The sequence below is a fragment of the Streptomyces longhuiensis genome, from assembly GCF_020616555.1.
In the GTDB taxonomy this organism is placed as follows: domain Bacteria; phylum Actinomycetota; class Actinomycetes; order Streptomycetales; family Streptomycetaceae; genus Streptomyces; species Streptomyces longhuiensis.
In genome coordinates this window covers 4,129,270-4,145,672 of the sequence record NZ_CP085173.1, presented here as the reverse complement: position 1 = coordinate 4,145,672, position 16,403 = coordinate 4,129,270, and the positions used below count along the sequence as shown (strand labels likewise).

11 protein-coding genes are annotated in these 16,403 nt (G+C 72.3%); 5 read left to right on the top strand and 6 right to left on the bottom strand.

What is annotated here, in order from left to right; translation table 11 throughout:
* Nucleotide 1: 1 nt before the first annotated feature.
* The 5 genes from LGI35_RS19290 to LGI35_RS19270 all read right to left on the bottom strand — a co-directional run bounded on the left by LGI35_RS19290 (nucleotide 2) and on the right by LGI35_RS19270 (nucleotide 9,569).
* Nucleotides 2-2,215 carry a bifunctional glycosyltransferase/CDP-glycerol:glycerophosphate glycerophosphotransferase gene (locus LGI35_RS19290; protein WP_227295059.1) on the bottom strand — a complete coding sequence of 738 codons (2,214 nt, stop codon included), beginning with the start codon at nucleotides 2,213-2,215 and terminating at the stop codon, nucleotides 2-4.
* A 148-nt stretch (nucleotides 2,216-2,363) separates the two neighbouring features.
* A complete protein-coding gene (locus tag LGI35_RS19285; RefSeq protein WP_116512686.1) occupies nucleotides 2,364-3,245 on the bottom strand; it encodes a carbohydrate ABC transporter permease in 882 nt (293 codons plus the stop codon).
* Nucleotides 3,242-4,597, bottom strand: a complete 1,356-nt coding sequence (locus LGI35_RS19280; protein WP_227295058.1) for a carbohydrate ABC transporter permease — start codon at nucleotides 4,595-4,597, stop codon at nucleotides 3,242-3,244. The genes LGI35_RS19285 and LGI35_RS19280 overlap by 4 nt, the downstream gene beginning before the upstream one ends.
* Before the next feature lie 9 nt (nucleotides 4,598-4,606).
* Complete coding sequence (locus LGI35_RS19275) at nucleotides 4,607-6,010, bottom strand: ABC transporter substrate-binding protein (RefSeq protein ID WP_227295057.1); 1,404 nt, start codon at nucleotides 6,008-6,010, stop codon at nucleotides 4,607-4,609.
* A gap of 211 nt (nucleotides 6,011-6,221) precedes the next feature.
* Complete coding sequence (locus LGI35_RS19270; RefSeq protein WP_227295056.1) at nucleotides 6,222-9,569, bottom strand: FHA domain-containing protein; 3,348 nt, start codon at nucleotides 9,567-9,569, stop codon at nucleotides 6,222-6,224.
* Between the two features lie 403 nt (nucleotides 9,570-9,972).
* Between LGI35_RS19270 and LGI35_RS19265 the strand changes: the two genes are divergently transcribed.
* From LGI35_RS19265 to LGI35_RS19250, 4 genes are all read left to right on the top strand, one after another.
* Nucleotides 9,973-11,622 carry a serine/threonine-protein kinase gene (locus tag LGI35_RS19265; RefSeq protein WP_227295055.1) on the top strand — a complete coding sequence of 550 codons (1,650 nt, stop codon included), beginning with the start codon at nucleotides 9,973-9,975 and terminating at the stop codon, nucleotides 11,620-11,622.
* A gap of 137 nt (nucleotides 11,623-11,759) precedes the next feature.
* On the top strand, nucleotides 11,760-12,995 hold the full coding sequence (locus tag LGI35_RS19260) for a serine/threonine-protein kinase (protein ID WP_116512691.1): 1,236 nt from the start codon (nucleotides 11,760-11,762) through the stop codon (nucleotides 12,993-12,995).
* Between the two features lie 79 nt (nucleotides 12,996-13,074).
* Complete coding sequence (prfB, locus tag LGI35_RS19255) at nucleotides 13,075-14,178, top strand: peptide chain release factor 2 (RefSeq protein ID WP_116512692.1); 1,104 nt, start codon at nucleotides 13,075-13,077, stop codon at nucleotides 14,176-14,178.
* Between the two features lie 290 nt (nucleotides 14,179-14,468).
* Nucleotides 14,469-15,134 carry a hypothetical protein gene (locus LGI35_RS19250; protein WP_227295054.1) on the top strand — a complete coding sequence of 222 codons (666 nt, stop codon included), beginning with the start codon at nucleotides 14,469-14,471 and terminating at the stop codon, nucleotides 15,132-15,134.
* Between the two features lie 73 nt (nucleotides 15,135-15,207).
* On the opposite strand, the gene LGI35_RS19245 is transcribed toward LGI35_RS19250, so the two are convergent.
* Nucleotides 15,208-15,399 (bottom strand): hypothetical protein, encoded by a 192-nt coding sequence (locus tag LGI35_RS19245; RefSeq protein ID WP_227295053.1) that lies wholly within the window; start codon nucleotides 15,397-15,399, stop codon nucleotides 15,208-15,210.
* A gap of 291 nt (nucleotides 15,400-15,690) precedes the next feature.
* On the opposite strand from LGI35_RS19245, the gene ftsE reads away from it, so the two are divergent.
* Nucleotides 15,691-16,380 (top strand): cell division ATP-binding protein FtsE, encoded by a 690-nt coding sequence (gene ftsE / locus LGI35_RS19240; protein ID WP_116512695.1) that lies wholly within the window; start codon nucleotides 15,691-15,693, stop codon nucleotides 16,378-16,380.
* Nucleotides 16,381-16,403: the final 23 nt, after the last annotated feature.

The window sequence follows — 16,403 nt, the reverse complement described above, 5'->3', positions numbered from 1 at the left end:
CTCAGGAGTGCGGGCCGACCGGCTCGCTCGCGGGCGCCCGCCGCGGCCCGGCGAGCGGCACCTCGGGCAGGGACCGCGGCTCCTCGCCGAGCACGACGTGCCGCACGACCCGCTCGGCCGCCCGCCCGTCGTCGTACGGGCAGAACCGCTCGCGGAACGCGGCCCGCAGCTGCGCCGAGCGTGAGCCGCGCCAGTGCCCGGTCGCGAAGATGTCGATCAGCTCGTCCTCGCTGCGGGCGACGGCGCCGGGCGGGGACGCGCGCAGGTCGAAGTACGTGCCCCGCGACGCCTCGTACGCCTCCCAGTCGTCGGCGTGGATCACGATGGGCCGGTCGAGGTTGGCGTAGTCGAACATCAGGGACGAGTAGTCCGTGACGAGGGCGTCCGCCGCCAGGCACAGCGACTCGACGCTCGCGTGGCCGGAGACGTCGATGAGGCGCCGGGCGCTCTGCGCGGGAGGCGCCGGGTGAAGCGGGTGGGCGCGGGTCAGGACGACGAAGTCCGTGCCGAGCCGGCGCAGCACCCGCTCCAGGTCGAGGGCGCAGGTCTGGGTGCGGCGGTGGTCGCGGTGGGTCGGCGCGTACAGGATCGCCGTCGCGCCCTCCGGGATGCCGAGGCTCTCGCGGATGCGGGCCACGTCGCGCGAAGTCGCCCGGTGGAAAGCGTCGTTGCGCGGATACCCGTACTCCAGCGTCGTGTACGCGGACGGGTAGGCGCGCTCCCACACGAGGGTGGAGTGCCGGTTGGCGGACAGGACGTAGTCCCAGGTGTCGACGGAGCGCAGCAGCCGGCCGAAGTCCTGGCCGCGGGCCGCCGCCGGATGGTCCTGGAGGTCGAGGCCCATCTTCTTCAGGGGTGTGCCGTGCTGGGTCTGGATCACGACCTGGCCGGGGCGCTTGACCAGCCTGTGGTCGAAGTCGACGTTGTTGACCAGGTACTTGGAACGGGCCAGTGCCGTCCAGTAGGCGGCGGTCCCGGGGCTCAGGGCGCGGGTGCCGGACGGCAGGGTGTGGTGGTGCTCGGGCTCGGCGATCCACGTGGTGGCGACGTGCGGCGCGTACGTGCGGAACGCGGCCTCCAGGGCCCCCGGGTTGCAGCCGTGGCCGCGCCCCCAGTAGCTGGAGAACACGGCGCGGTCCGCACGCACCGGGAGTCGCAGCTGGACGCGGTAGTGCGCCTGGAGGGCGGCCGCCCGGGCCGCGCGCCGCAGCCGGCCCACGAACCCCCGGACCCGCCGCACGCAGCGCATCGCCGCGGCCAGCGACCGGTACGTGCGGTGCGAGCCGAGCCGCACCAGGCCGTGCCGGAGCCGGTCGCGGGCGGCGACGGGCGCGCCGGGGACGCGGTAGCGCCGGTAGTGTGCGCGGGCCCTGCGCAGGAAGTCGGGGCGGGAGCCGCGCGGCAGCCGGTCCGGATTCGTGAAAACCGTGGCGAAGTGCTCGACCATCCGCCGGAACAGCAACGGGCGCCACGCGTCGGAGAGTTCGGGGTGTGCGTCGAGGAACGCGAAGACGCGGTCGTACTGGTCGAAGACGTCGAAGTGCTCGCGGGACGTGGTGCCCAGGATGTTGCCCCGGCGGCGCTGGCGGTAGTGGACGCAGACCCGGTCGAGGGTGGCGATCGTGCGCGCCGACATCAGGACCGGATAGGTCCAGGGAGTGTCCTCGTAGTAGCCGGGCGGGAAGACGAAGCCCCGCTCCTCGATGAAGGCACGCCGGTACGCCTTGTTCCAGGCCACCATGAGCAGTTGGAGGATCTCGGGCCGGTCGACGAGCGCGAACGGTGCCGGTCCGTCCTGCGTGAGACGGTCCGCGTACTGGTTGCGCACGGCCTCGCCCGTCCAGTACGTGCGGGCGTAGTCGTAGACCAGGACGTCGGGGCTCCCGGTCGCCTCGATGCGGTCCGTGATCGCCTGGAGCGCGCCCGGTGTGAGGGTGTCGTCGCTGTCGAGGAAGAGGACGTAGTCGCCGGTGGCGTGTTCGAGACCGGCGTTGCGGGCCCGGCCCAGCCCCACGTTCTCCCGCAGACGCACCGTCCGCACCCGCTGGTCCCGCGCCGCGAACTCGTCGGCGATCGCCCCGCTCGCGTCCGGCGAGCAGTCGTCGACCGCGATCACCTCAAGATCGGAACACGACTGTTCCAGGACGGATTCGAGGCACGCGTGCAGGTAGGCCTGCACCTTGTACACGGGGACGATGACACTGAACCGGGGCAAGGCGCATCCATGGGTCGGCACTGGCAGACTGCCCGGCAACGGCCGATGGAGTGATCCGGTTACGCCAGTTGTGGCATACGGGGGACCTCGGTAACCGAAGAGGGGCGAACCGTGACCGGTCCGCCCCTCAATTCGCCTGCGGATGCGGCTATTTCACCGCCCCTGCCATCACACCGGACACGAACTGCCGCTGGAAGGCGAAGAACACGGCCAGCGGGATCACCATGGAGATGAAGGCGCCGGGTGCCAGGATCTCGATGTTCCCGCTGAACTGCCGCACCTGCTGCTGGAGTGCGACCGTCAGCGGCTGCGAGCCGGAGTCGGAGAAGATCAGCGCGACCAGCATGTCGTTCCACACCCACAGGAACTGGAAGATGCCGAGCGACGCGATGGCCGGTCCGCCGAGCGGCAGGACCACCGTCGCGAAGAGCCGCGCCTCTCCCGCGCCGTCGAGCCGCGCCGCCTCCAGGAGTTCACGGGGGATCTCCGCGAAGAAGTTGCGCAGCAGGAAGATCGCGAACGGCAGCCCGAAGCCGACGTGGAACAGGATGACGCCGATGATGCTGCCGAAGATGCCGATCTTCCCGAAGAGTTCGGAGAGCGGGATCAGCGCCACCTGCACCGGCACCACCAGCAGCCCGACGACCGCCATGAACCAGCCGTCGCGGCCCTTGAAGTCCATGCAGGCGAAGGCGTATCCGGCCATCGACCCGATGATGACGACGAGGAGCGTCGCCGGGACCGTGATCCAGATCGTGTTGAACAGGGCGTGGGTGATCTCGTCCTTCTCCAGGAGCGACTGATAGCTCTTGGTCGTCAGCTGGGCCGGGGCGGTGAAGACCTTCCACCAGCCCGACGCGGCGATGTCCGTCGGATCGCGGAACGAGGAGACCAGCAGCCCGAAGGTCGGCACCAGCCAGAACAGGCCGACCACGAGCAGGAAGGCGCGCAGCGCCCCGCCTGCCGCGCCGCTCGCGATCCGGGCGGCGAGCGAACGCTTGGCGCGCACGGACGTGTCGAGTGCGGTCACCGCTGACGCTCCTTCCGCAGCCGGCGGATGTTGACCCACATCACCGGGAGGACGAGCAGCAGGAGCAGCACGCCGATGGCGCTGCCCGCGCCGAAGTTCCCCTGGCCGCCGAACGCGGACAGGAACAACTGGAGGGCCAGGACGTTGGCGTCGTCCTGGGACGGCTGCGGGGCGATGATGTAGATCAGGTCGAAGATCTTCATCACGTTGATCATCAGCGTGACCAGGACGACGGTGAGGACCGGCGCGAGCAGCGGCACGGTGACCTTGCGGAACACCTGCCACTCGTTCGCCCCGTCGACGCGCGCCGCCTCCAGGAGGTTGCGGTCGATGCCCGCGAGCCCGGCCGCGATCAGGACCATCGCGAAGCCCGCCCACATCCAGGCGTACGCGCCGATGATCGACGGTGTCACCAAGGTCGGGCCGAGCCACTCGACGCCGTTGTAGGCGGCCGCGAAGTTCGAGCCGGGCAGGCGGAGTCGGGTCCCGTCCGCCGCCTTGGGCAGGGTGAAGGTGCCGTCGGCGGCGCTGGTGGTGGACGCCACGACCTTGCCGCCGCGTACCGCCTCCACCTTGACGCCCTTCAGGGCCTTCTCGCCCGCGTCGACGGCACCCTTCTCGCCGCCCCCGCCGAGCTTGAAGTCCAGCCAGACCGTGCCCGTGACCTTGTCGCCCACGGTGCTCGCCGCCTTGGCGTCCTGCGGGCTTCCGGGCACCTTGTCGGGCGCGATGCCGACCAGCGGCAGGAACGCCGGGGTGCCGGCCTGCGCGGTCTGCTTCGTGGTGAACGACCCGCCGCCGGACGCCTTGAGGTCACTGCCGATGGCGGGGCGCGCCTTCGGATAGACGGAGGCGTCGGTGAACGCGTCGTGCACGGACGTGACGATCGCGTTGGCCGCGCCCTGGTTGGGGTCCTGCTCGTAGACCAGGCGGAAGATGATGCCCGCCGCGAGCATCGAGATCGCCATCGGCATGAAGACGATCAGCTTGAACGCCGTGCCCCAGCGCACCCGTTCGGTCAGCACGGCGAAGATCAGGCCGAGCGCCGTGCACAGGGCCGGCGCCACGGCCACCCAGATCGCCGTGTTCCTGACCGCGATCAGCGTCTGGTCGTCGCGGAAGATGTCGACGTAGTTGTCGACGCCGACGAAGTGGGAGCCGCCGGAGTCGTAGAGGCTGCGCCAGACCGAGTACCCGATCGGGTAGACCACGAGCGCGCCGAGCAGGACGAGCGCGGGCAGCAGAAACAGCGCCGCCACCCACGGCCGGGTCCCGATCACGCTCTTGCGCGGTGTCGCGGACGGCGCCGGCGGCAGTGCGCCGGCGCCCCCCTTCGCCACGGAGGACGACATACCGCGCCGTCAGCCGTTCTTGTACGCCTTGGCGGCGTCGGCCTCGAGTTGGCGCTGGATCCCGGCGACGTCCTTCGGGTTCTTCAGGAAGTCCTGGAGGGCCTTCCACTCACCGACGCCCTGCGTGCCGCCGAACGCCGCGGGTGCCTGGTCGGACATGTCGAAGCGGAAGTCGTCGCCCGCCGCGAGCAGCGCCTTCGCGATGTCCCGGGTCACCCCGTCCTTGTACTTGGAGGTGTCCATCTCCTTGTTGGGGGAGATGTAGCCGCCTTGCGCCGCCCAGATCTCGGCCGCGTCGGTCGAGGAGAGGAACGTGACGAGGGCCTGGGCGCCCTTGCCGCCCTTGAGGGCCACGGCCACGTCGCCGCCGCTGACCACGGGGGCCTTGTCGCCGACCGCCGGGAACGGGAAGACCTTGGCGTCCGTGCCGACCTTGGCCTTGGTGTCCGCGTTGATGTTGGCGGTCACGAAGTCGCCCTCGTAGACCATCGCGGCGGGGGTGTCACCGGAGAACGTCTGCGTGACGGACTTCGGGAACTCCGTGCCGAGCGCGCCCTTGCGGCCGCCCGCGATCAGGTCGTCCTTGCCCCACAGCTGGGCGAGCGTGGTCAGCGCCTCCTTCACGGAGGGGTCCGTCCACTTGATCTTGTGGGCGGCGAGCTGGTCGTACTTCTCCGGGCCCGCCTGGGAGAGATAGATGTTCTCGAACCAGTCGGTGAGCGTCCAGCCGTCGGCGCCGCCGATGGAGACCGCGGGGGAGCCCGCGTCGGACAGGGTCTGCGCGGTGGACAGGAAGTCGTCCCAGGTCTTTGGGGTCTTGGAGATCCCGGCCGCCTCGAACGCGGCCGTGTTGTACCAGACCAGCGACTTGTTGGCGGCCTTCACGTAGACGCCGTACTGCTTGCCCTTGTACGCCCCGAGGTTCTTCCAGCCGGCCGAGAAGTTCTTGTCGACCTGGGCCTGCGCCTCGCTGCCCAGCGGCTTGATCCAGCCCTTGTCGGCGAACTGGTGCAGCACGCCGACCTGCGGCAGGAACGCCACGTCCGGCGGCTTGCCGCCCTCGATCTTCGTACTGAGGAACGTGGCGGTGTTGTTGCCCGTCGGCACGAAATTGACCTTGGCGCCGGTGCGCTTCTCGAACTCCTTGAGGACCTTGGTGAAGTTTTCCTGCTCCGGCCCGGTCCAGACGGCCGCGACCTCCAGGGTCTGCCCGTCGAGCTTGGGAAGCTTGACGGAGGCGCTGCTGCTCTCGCCGCCGCTCGGGTCCTTGGCGCTCTTGTCCTTGCCGTCCCCACCGCCACAGGCGGTCAGCGTCAGCGCGAGGGCGCCCGCGGTCAGAGCTGCCGCCGCGGCTTTCGCTGCCCCGGACGTCCTGGACGCCCTTGATGTCGTGCGTGTACGAATGCTGCGCATCGCTGCCCCGTTCTCGTCGCGAACGCTGAACGTACGTCCTGAACGCTGAACGTACGTATGTGCGCTGTCCCGTGGCGTCTGGTTCTACGCCCGGCCGGGGACACCCGGCAAGGGCGCCTGCGGTGTCAGCTCGAAGATCGTGACGGGGTCGTGATGTCGGCCCTGAACATGGGGAGTCGGGAATTCTCGGGCCGTCCCGCCGGGCGTGCCGTCACAGGAGGGACGGCACCTCCCGTGCCGCGACGGAACGGGCGGCCCGCTCCAACGCGCTGGCCAGCAGGGCGAGATCGGTCGGCCCGTTCCCCAACTCCCTCACGGGGCGCCGGGTCGGCGGGTCACCCATCCGCGTCCAGTCGAGCGCCACCACCGTGGGCCGCTGCGTGGCCGTACGGGGGATGCGCCCCGTGACCCGGCCCGCCTGGAACGGCAGTTCGCGTCCGTCGGCGCCGGAGAGCCGGCCGCGGCCGGGCGCCGGATCGTCGGGACCGGCCGACGGGGCGTCGAGCACGACCCGAAGAGCCACGCCCCACGCCGGCTCGGAACCGGACGCGCGGGCCGCGACCAGATGCACCCCGAGACGCTCGCCGTCCCGGACGACGGCCTCCAGGGCCCGTACGACGGATCCCGCGGCGGGACGCCCCGGAGAGCCGAGCGGCGGCGAGAGCAGCGCGTCCAGGTCGTCCACCAGGACGACGAGCCGGGGCAGGGGCGGCGCCGGGTCGGCCTCCTTGCGGGCGGCGGCGGGCCGCAGGCGCATGGTCGAGCTGGGCGGCGCCTCCAGGTCCCCGGCGCCCTGGTCGGACGTGCGGGGCGGCGCGGGGCGCTGGGCGACCATCCGGCCCGACACCTCGCGCTGGGTGTGCCACTCGGCGAAGTGCTGCCGCCCGAGGAGCTCGGCACGGCGCTTCAGCTCGGCGGCGAGCGACTGGGCGAACTCCCGCATACGCACCGGGTCGTTGGCCGCCAGATGGGTCGTGACGTGCGGCAGGTCCGTGCAGACGCGCAGTCCGTCGCCCCGGTCGGCGCCGCCCGTGCCGTCCCGGCCGTCGACGAGGACGAGCCCGAGCCGGTCCGGCCGCTCGGCCGCCGCGAGCGAGGCGGCGATCGAGCGCAGCAGCTCCGTACGGCCGCTGCCCGCCGGGCCCTCGATCAGGAGATGGGGGCCCTCCGCGGCCAGGTCCACGACGACCGGGCCGCGCGGTCCGGCGCCGAGCACGGCCCAGGCGCGCCCGCCGAGCGCCTCCGTGTCGTCCCCGGCGGCGGCCCAGCGGGCCATCAGGGACGCGGGCGTGGCCCGCGCGAGCCCCAACTCGTCCAGGAGACGGGCGATCTGGGGCAGGGGGGCCGAGACCCTGGGGTGCGGCTCGCTCGGGCCGCTGTCGGTGCGCAAGGGGGCGAGGGCCCGCGCGAAGCGCTCGGCCCAGGCCGCCGACACCGCGTCGATCGCGGCCACCGTGCCGTGCCCGACGACCTGGCCGTGGGACGTCCGCAACAGCCGCAGGGCCGTCGCCACGTCCCCGCTGAGCAGCGCGACGGCGCCGCACGACTTGAACGCGGGCGACACGGCGCACGCCATCTCATAGGTCTGGGTGACCGGCGACGCGGGCGAGGACGCGGGTGCCTCGGCGAGACAGATCACGTGGATCCCGGCCCGGCCCCCTTCCGTCGCGAGCCGCACGGTGGCCTCGCGCAGCCCGGCCGACCCCGGGTCCCCGTCGACGACGAGAACGGTCAGCGGGCCGGTCCAGCGGTGCCCGGCGCCGGGTCCCTGCGTCGTCCCGGGCGGCCAGGTCTCCTCCGCGGCGGGGTGCCCGGCGGCGTACTCCGACGCGCGCCCGTCCCGGTCCGTGCCGGGCCTGAAATCTCCGTAGCCGTCTGCCGCGGTGTCGGACCGGCCGCCCGCATCCTCGTGCCCGTACGGCCCGGGCGCGGTCGTACGGCCACCGCGCTCCCCGGCGTCGGCTGCTTCACCCGAACGGGACCTCGGCACCATGGGGCCGAAGCCGGCCTGCGGCTGTGCCGCGCGGGCGGCCGCAGGCCCGGCGTCCGGGCGGCGCGACTCGTCCGCGATGTGGTCGTCGAGGCGGCGCAGGAGCTCGCCCGTGCGGGCCACCGCCTGCTCTCGGTCGTACGCCAGCAGGAGCCGGCAGTCCTGACCGTGCGCGGGACGCAGATGGGGGAGCCAGCCGAGCCAGGACCACTCGGCCGCGCGGTCCTGGACGCCGCGCGACCGGTCCGTGCTGACGAGGACGATCTCCAGCACGTCCGGCGAGTGCAGCGCCGCGAGCTGCGCGACGACGGAACGTGCCACGCCCGACAGCCGCGCCCGCGGCCCGGCGAGACCGAGCGCGCCCGCCTCCCGCAGCCCCACTGTCACCGGCACGCCGGGCAGCAGCCCCGTGCGGTCCGGGGACGTCCGATCGTCCGTACCCAGCCGCACTGCGAGCGCCTCGGGGTGCTCGGGCCCGCGCTCCCAGAGCCGGGGCCCCGGGCCGAGCGCGGTGAGCAGCAGCGCGGCGGCGTCGGGCCACGACTCGGGGGAGCTCGGCGAGGGCGCGAAGGTCTCGGGGATGTGCGGCGGCTCGCCGTCGTGGGCGCCGCTGTCGTACGGGGACACGTCCTCGCCCGTGCGCCCGCCGGCCAGGCGCCGTGCCCAGGCGCCGAGCCCGCCGCGCCTGCGCTGCTCGCGCGGCACGGGTGTCCCGCGCGCGGGGGTGACGGTCGGCGTGCTCTCGACGGCGGGCGGTCCGCCCTGCTCGGGCACGACGGGGCCGGAACGGGAGGCGAGCGTGGCGGGCCCGTACGCGTGCCGGGTCTCGCCCGCGAGAGCGGGATCGGCGGAGGGGTCTTCGGAGGCACCGGTGTCCGGGGCCGTCACGCGCACGTGGCCCTCGCCGTCGGGCGCCGTCCGAAGCACGGGCCCCGAGGAACCTGGGAAACCGGTGGAACCCGTGAAGGCCGAGGAACCCGCGGCGCCCTCGGGGGCCAGCCGCAGAGTGGACTCGCCGAGGCGCAGGAGGGCGCCGGGGGCGAGCCGGGCGGGGCGGTCCCCGACGGGGCTGCCGTCGACCGTCGTCCCGTTCGTCGAGCCGAGGTCCGTGACCGACACACGGCCGTCGGTGCCGAGTGTCACGGCGCAGTGCATCCGTGACACATCGGGGTCGTCGAGCGGGACGTCGGCGTCCGCCGAGCGGCCCACGCGGATCTCGCCGCCGTGCAGCAGATGCACACCGCCCGCGTCGGGCCCCGCCACCACATGGAGCTGCGCCGCGGCGCTCTCGATCTCGGGTCCCGGCTCGGCGGGAACGCCCAGGGACAGCACGGCACCGTCGGTCAGCGGCGGCTCGCCCAGCGTGCACCGCTGCCCGTCGAGCCGCTCGGGTCCCGCATAGAGAATCGCCGTGCCCTCACCGCCCGCGACGGCCGCCACCAGGGCGGAGGTCACCGCGGCGAGCGCGGTGCCCGCCGGGGCGGTGACCAGCACGTCGCACGACGCCGCGCGGCCTTGCGGGTCGGGGCGCGTCCCCAGGGGGTCTACGACGGTCAGCCGGATCTGCATCGCGTCAGCGGTCCCTTCTGCGCGGGCGCCCGGGAAGGGGCTGCACCGCGGTCACCCCACCGCAGATCCCCCACCGCACAACGGGCACGTAGGCCAGTACGAGAGGCATCCTCGCACTTGCCACCGACAACACGCCCGTCGGCCACCCGTAAGTGATCTTGATTGGTCGGCTCTGCCCGCAAAAGTGCCTGCATGATGCCGCTTGGGACCGCTCGCGCCCTTGCCGGCGGCAACCAACAGCCCGCCGCGAGCGTCTTTCCGTGGAACGCGGCTCCGGCGGGCGGGGAGTCGCGGAAGATCAACAGACAGTGGGTTGTTCGACGGCACTACAGTGGGTCGGAACACCCGAGAACGAGCAAGACCAAGCAGTACGCCAGTACGCAGCAAGCAGGGAGCGCATGACGTGCGGCCGGTAGGCAGTAAATACCTGCTCGAGGAGCCGCTCGGACGCGGCGCCACGGGCACCGTCTGGCGAGCCCGCCAGCGGGAGACCGCGGGGGCCGAGGCGGCCGTCGCCGGGCAGCCCGGCGAGACCGTGGCGATCAAGGTCCTCAAGGAGGAGCTCGCCAACGACGCGGATGTCGTGATGCGCTTCCTGCGCGAGCGCTCCGTGCTGCTCCGCCTGACGCACCCGAACATCGTGCGCACCCGCGACCTGGTCGTCGAGGGCGAGCTCCTCGCCCTCGTCATGGACCTGGTCGACGGCCCCGACCTGCACCGCTACCTCCGCGACAACGGCCCCTTCTCCCCGGTGGCCGCGTCCCTGCTGACCGCCCAGGTCGCGGACGCGCTCGCGGCGAGCCACGCGGACGGCGTCGTGCACCGCGACCTGAAGCCTGCGAACGTCCTGCTGAAGCAGGACGGCGGTGAGATGCACCCGATGCTCACCGACTTCGGCATCGCACGCCTCGCCGACTCCCCGGGCCTGACCCGCACGCACGAGTTCGTCGGCACACCCGCCTACGTCGCGCCGGAGTCCGCCGAGGGCCGCCCGCAGACCAGCGCGGTGGACATCTACGGCGCCGGAATCCTGCTGTACGAGCTGGTCACGGGCAGGCCGCCGTTCTCCGGGGGCTCCGCGCTCGAGGTCCTGCACCAGCACCTCAGTGCCGAACCGCGCCGCCCGTCCACGGTGCCCGACCCGCTGTGGACGGTCATAGAGCGCTGCCTGCGCAAGAACCCCGACGAGCGCCCCAGCGCCGAGAACCTCGCCCGCGGCCTGCGCGCCGTCGCCGAGGGCATCGGCGTACACGCGAACTCCGCGCAGATCGCGGCCGCCGAGGGCGTCGGAGCCCTCCTCATGCCCGACCCGGCGCCCGCCCAGGTGCCCGGGGTGCCCGGCGCGGCAGACCCGACGCAGGTCCTGCCCGGCAACGCGGGCTCGTACGACCCGAACGCGGCGACGAGCGTCATGCAGTCCACCGGCATGGGCGACGCCGACCCCACCTCGGTCCTGCCGAACCGGGGCGCGGCCGACCCGACGGCCGTCATGCCGCCGGTCCCGCCGCACCAGCCGGGCGCGAACCCGGACGACCCGCACCCCTGGCAGAACCAGATGCGGGCGGCCCGCGACCGCAACGAGCAGACGCAGGTCCAGTACCTGGACCCGAACGACGACCCGCTGCGCCGCCGGCCGCAGCGCCAGCAGGGGCGCCCGCAGCAGCAGCCCCAGCAGCCGCCTCAGCAGCAGTACGCGCCCCAGCAGCCCCGCCGGCAGCAGCCGCAGCAGCCCCAGCGGTACGCGCCGCAGCCCCAGCAGCAGCAGTACGCGCCGCCGCAGCAGCCCCGCCGGCCGCAGCCGCAGGCGCCGCAGCGTGAGCCGAGGCAGCGCAGCGCGAACCGGATGAAGATCCCGGGGCTCGGCTGCCTCAAGGGCTGCCTCTTCATGATCGTCATGCTGTTCGTGGTGAGCTGGCTCGTCTGGGAGTTCACCCCGCTCCAGGACTGGATCGGCACCGGCAAGGGTTACTGGGCCCAGCTGTCGGACTGGTACGACACCGTCTCCGGCTGGATCGGCGACCTGGGAAGCGGCGGCGGGGGCTCCGGCAACTGAAGTGAGCCACGCGCGCCCGGCGTTGGGCGTGATGTTGGAGATTTGTCGACTTCCGGAGGGTGATTTCCCCCGCGGATGTGATGGTTGGCGTCCGAGCCGCGTAGCTTGGGCGCCAACACGCGTCTGTAGGAGCAGTCTTGGCACGGAAGATCGGCAGCCGGTACACCGCGAACCAGATCCTGGGACGCGGCAGCGCCGGCACGGTGTGGCTGGGCGAGGGACCCGAGGGGCCCGTCGCCATCAAGCTGTTGCGTGAGGACCTGGCCTCGGACCAGGAGCTCGTGGGCCGCTTCGTCCAGGAGCGCACGGCCCTGCTCAGCCTCGACCACCCGCGCGTGGTCGGCGTCCGTGACCTGGTGGTCGACGGGAACGACCTGGCCCTGGTCATGGACCTCGTACGGGGCACGGACCTGCGCACCCGGCTCGACCGCGAGCGGCGCCTGGCCCCCGAGGCCGCGGTCGCCATCGTCGCGGACATCGCGGACGGCCTCGCCGCCGCCCACGCCGCCGGGATCGTGCACCGCGACGTGAAGCCGGAGAACGTCCTCCTGGACATGCAGGGCCCCCTCGGCCCCGGCGGCTCCCACCCCGCGCTCCTGACCGACTTCGGCGTCGCCAAGCTCATCGACTCCCCGCGCCGCACCCGTGCCACGAAGATCATCGGCACCCCGGACTATCTCGCCCCCGAACTCATCGAGGGCCTCCCGCCGCGCGCCGCCGTCGACATCTACGCCCTGGCGACGGTCCTGTACGAGCTGCTCGCCGGGTTCACGCCCTTCGGCGGCGGCCACCCCGGCGCGATCCTGCGCCGGCACGTCACGGAGACGGTCGTCCCGCTCCCGGGCATTCCCGACGAGCTGTGGCAGCTGCTCGTCCAGTGCCTGGCGAAGGCGCCCGCGTCCCGACTGCGCGCCTCCGAGCTGGCGGCCCGCCTGCGCGAGCAGCTGCCCCAGCTCGCCGGGATGGCGCCCCTCGACGTGGACGAGCCGGACACCGAGCCCGACCCGGAGCCGGAGGCCGCCCCGGCCGCGCCCGAGGCGCCCGCCGCCCGCCGCGGCGCCGTCCCCCTGGTCCCCGGCGCGACCCCGGCCGACTCGAACAGGGACACGCACACGTCGATGCGCGTCCCGGCCCCCGACGAGCTGGCGGGCGGCGCCCGCGGTACCGCCCGCGCCCCGCGCGCGGCCGGAGCGCCCCGCCCCGGCTCGGCCCGCCACCGCGCCTCCGCCCGGCGCCGGAGGATCACGCTCGGCGTGGCCGGAGCCGTCCTGGTGGTGGCGGCCGGCATCGGCACGTGGGCGGCCGTGGGCGGCGACGACGCGGACGCGACGCCGGGCAAGAACCCCGGACAGTCGGCCCCCGCCTCCCCCTGAGACGGCCCGGCAGGGCGCCCGGGCCCGGCCCCGCGGCCACCAGGACCGGAGCACTTGCCCCAGCCGTTACGCTGGTGTCGTGGCAGTCGTCGACGTTTCCGAAGAGCTCAAGTCCCTCTCCTCGACCATGGAGTCGATCGAGGCCGTCCTGGACCTCGACAAGCTGAGGGCAGATATCGCCGTGCTCGAGGAGCAGGCGGCCGCGCCGTCCCTGTGGGACGACCCCGACGCGGCACAGAAGATCACCAGCAAGCTGAGCCACCTCCAGGCCGAGGTGCGCAAGGCGGAGACCCTGCGCGGCAGGATCGACGACCTGAGCGTGCTCTTCGAGATGGCCGAGGAGGAGGACGACCCGGACACCCGTGCCGAGGCCGAGTCCGAGCTGACCTCCGTCAAGAAGGCGCTGGACGAGATGGAGGTCCGCACCCTCCTGTCCGGTGAGTACGACTCCCGCGAGGCGCTGGTCAACATCCGCGCCGAGGCGGGCGGCGTCGACGCCGCGGACTTCGCCGAGCAGCTCCAGCGCATGTACCTGCGCTGGGCCGAGCGCCACGGCTACAAGACCGAGGTCTACGAGACGTCGTACGCGGAAGAGGCCGGCATCAAGTCGACCACCTTCGCCGTGCAGATCCCGTACGCGTACGGGACGCTCTCGGTCGAGCAGGGCACGCACCGCCTGGTCCGCATCTCGCCCTTCGACAACCAGGGCCGCCGTCAGACGTCCTTCGCGGGCGTCGAGGTCCTCCCGGTCGTCGAGACGACCGACCACATCGACATCGACGAGTCCGAGCTGCGCGTCGACGTGTACCGCTCCTCGGGCCCCGGCGGCCAGGGCGTGAACACGACGGACTCCGCGGTCCGTCTGACCCACCTGCCGACCGGCATCGTCGTCTCCTGCCAGAACGAGCGCTCGCAGATCCAGAACAAGGCGACCGCGATGAACGTCCTGCAGGCGAAGCTCCTCGAGCGCCAGCGCCAGGAGGAGCGGGCCAAGATGGACGCCCTCAAGGACGGCGGAAGTTCGTGGGGCAACCAGATGCGTTCCTACGTCCTGCACCCGTACCAGATGGTCAAGGACCTCCGGACGGAATTCGAGGTCGGTAATCCGCAGTCGGTGCTCGACGGCGAGATCGACGGATTCCTCGAAGCGGGAATTCGCTGGCGCAAGCAGCAGGAGAAGTAACACCGGGTCTTTTCCAGCTTTGTCGACAAGGCAACTGCCGCCCACCGGGCGGCAGTTGCCTTTTACGTCACAGTCACATGTCCGTACGTCGTCCAACTCCTCTGATTTCGGGCATCACGTACGCAACGACCTTGACGCTGACATGAAAACTGGGAAGGCTGACGCGCGGCATGCGTATCGGTGGGACGCGTGTGCACCGGGGGACGGGACAGCAGTCGCCGACCACCCCCGGGCGGCCCCCGTCCCGCGCGCTGCTCCATCAACGATTAGCTACTGGGGGTAGCAGGCAGATGACCAAGAAGACGCGCATCCGTGTCGCGCGGATAGCAGCCGGTGCGGTGATCGCGGCCGGTGCGTCACTGACCGCCGCGGGCGCCGCTTCGGCCCTCGACATCGGCGTCAACCTTCCGGGCGCCGGCGTGAACGTGCACGCGGGCGAGGACGGTGTCGCAGCGGGTGTGAGCCTGGGTGACGACGAGGACCCGACCGACCCGCCCACCGACCTCCCGACGGACCCGCCCACCCAGGACCCGACGGACCCGCCCACCGAGGACCCGACGGACCCGCCCACCTCGGAGCCGACGGACCCGACGGAGGAGCCCACCGAGCCCACCGAGGAGCCGACCACGCCCGGCAACGGCGGCGGTAACGGTGGCGGCAATGGCGGCGGTCACCACGGCGGTGGCGGCGGCAACCACGGCGGCGGGAACGGCAACACCGACCCCGACGGCGGCAACAATCCGGTCGAGCAGGGCCAGGGCAAGGACAGCCTGCAGGACACCGGCTCCGTGCCGGCCGCCCAGCCGGCCCAGAACGGCAAGTCCGGCGGCGAGCTGGCCGAGACCGGCGCCGCCGAGACCACGTTCCTGCTGATCGGCGCCGCGACGATGATCGCCGGCGGCATCGGCTTCCGCCTGCTGCCCCGCCTCGTCGGCGGCGGCCGCACGGTCGCCTAGGCGACCGTAGGCGCGTAGTGCGCACGTGACGTGAGAAGGGCCCGGAGCGTCGCTCCGGGCCCTTCTTCGTGTCTCAGACGGTCTGGTGGGCGAGGAGCGCCACCGCCGCGACGAGCACGGCGACCAGAACTATCAGGGCCATCGGGTGAAGACCCGCGAACGGGCTCTCGTGCTGAAGTCGCTCACGGTTCGCCCGGCATACGGGGCAGCGGCCCTCGCTCACCGGCGCCGCGCAGTTCGCGCACACCAGTCGGTCATAGGTCATGCGCTCTTCCTCCTCCCGCGCGGCGGAGCCGCCACACCATAATCCTCTCCGCACAACGCTCCGGGGAACGCAACCGTTCCCCCTACCACTGTGCCAGCTTCCGGGGATTTCGGCGCGCCTCCCCGGATGCTGCCCCTTTGGACCCGTTCCGTTCCCGCCAGGACCCGCCTGTGACCGGGCAATCATCGGGACAAACCACTCAACCAAGGACGCCGACTGCGCCGCGCAGCCGGGTTCGCGTATGGTCACGCTCACCTACCCCCGACGCCCACGATGCACCGAGGCGCACCCGTGATCCGATTCGACAACGTCTCCAAGGCCTACCCCAAGCAGACCCGGCCCGCCCTCAGGGATGTGTCCCTCGAGGTCGAGCGCGGTGAATTCGTCTTCCTTGTGGGATCTTCCGGCTCCGGAAAGTCCACCTTCCTGCGGCTGGTCCTGCGCGAGGAGCGCACCAGCCACGGGCAGGTGCACGTCCTGGGCAAGGACCTGGCACGACTGTCCAACTGGAAGGTGCCGCAGATGCGCCGCCAGCTCGGCACGGTCTTCCAGGACTTCCGGCTCCTGCCCAACAAGACCGTCGGCGAGAACGTCGCCTTCGCGCAGGAAGTCATCGGCAAGTCCCGTGGCGAGATCCGCAAGTCCGTGCCCCAGGTGCTCGACCTCGTCGGCCTGGGCGGCAAGGAGGACCGGATGCCCGGCGAGCTCTCCGGTGGTGAGCAGCAGCGTGTGGCCATCGCCCGCGCCTTCGTGAACCGCCCCAAGCTCCTGATCGCCGACGAGCCGACCGGCAACCTCGACCCGCAGACCTCGGTCGGCATCATGAAGCTGCTGGACCGGATCAACCGCACCGGGACGACCGTCGTGATGGCCACCCACGATCAGCAGATCGTGGACCAGATGCGCAAGCGCGTCATCGAGCTGGAGAAGGGCCGTCTCGTCCGCGACCAGTCGCGCGGCGTCTACGGCTACCAGCACTGAGCCCCGTGAGCACCAGAGCACTG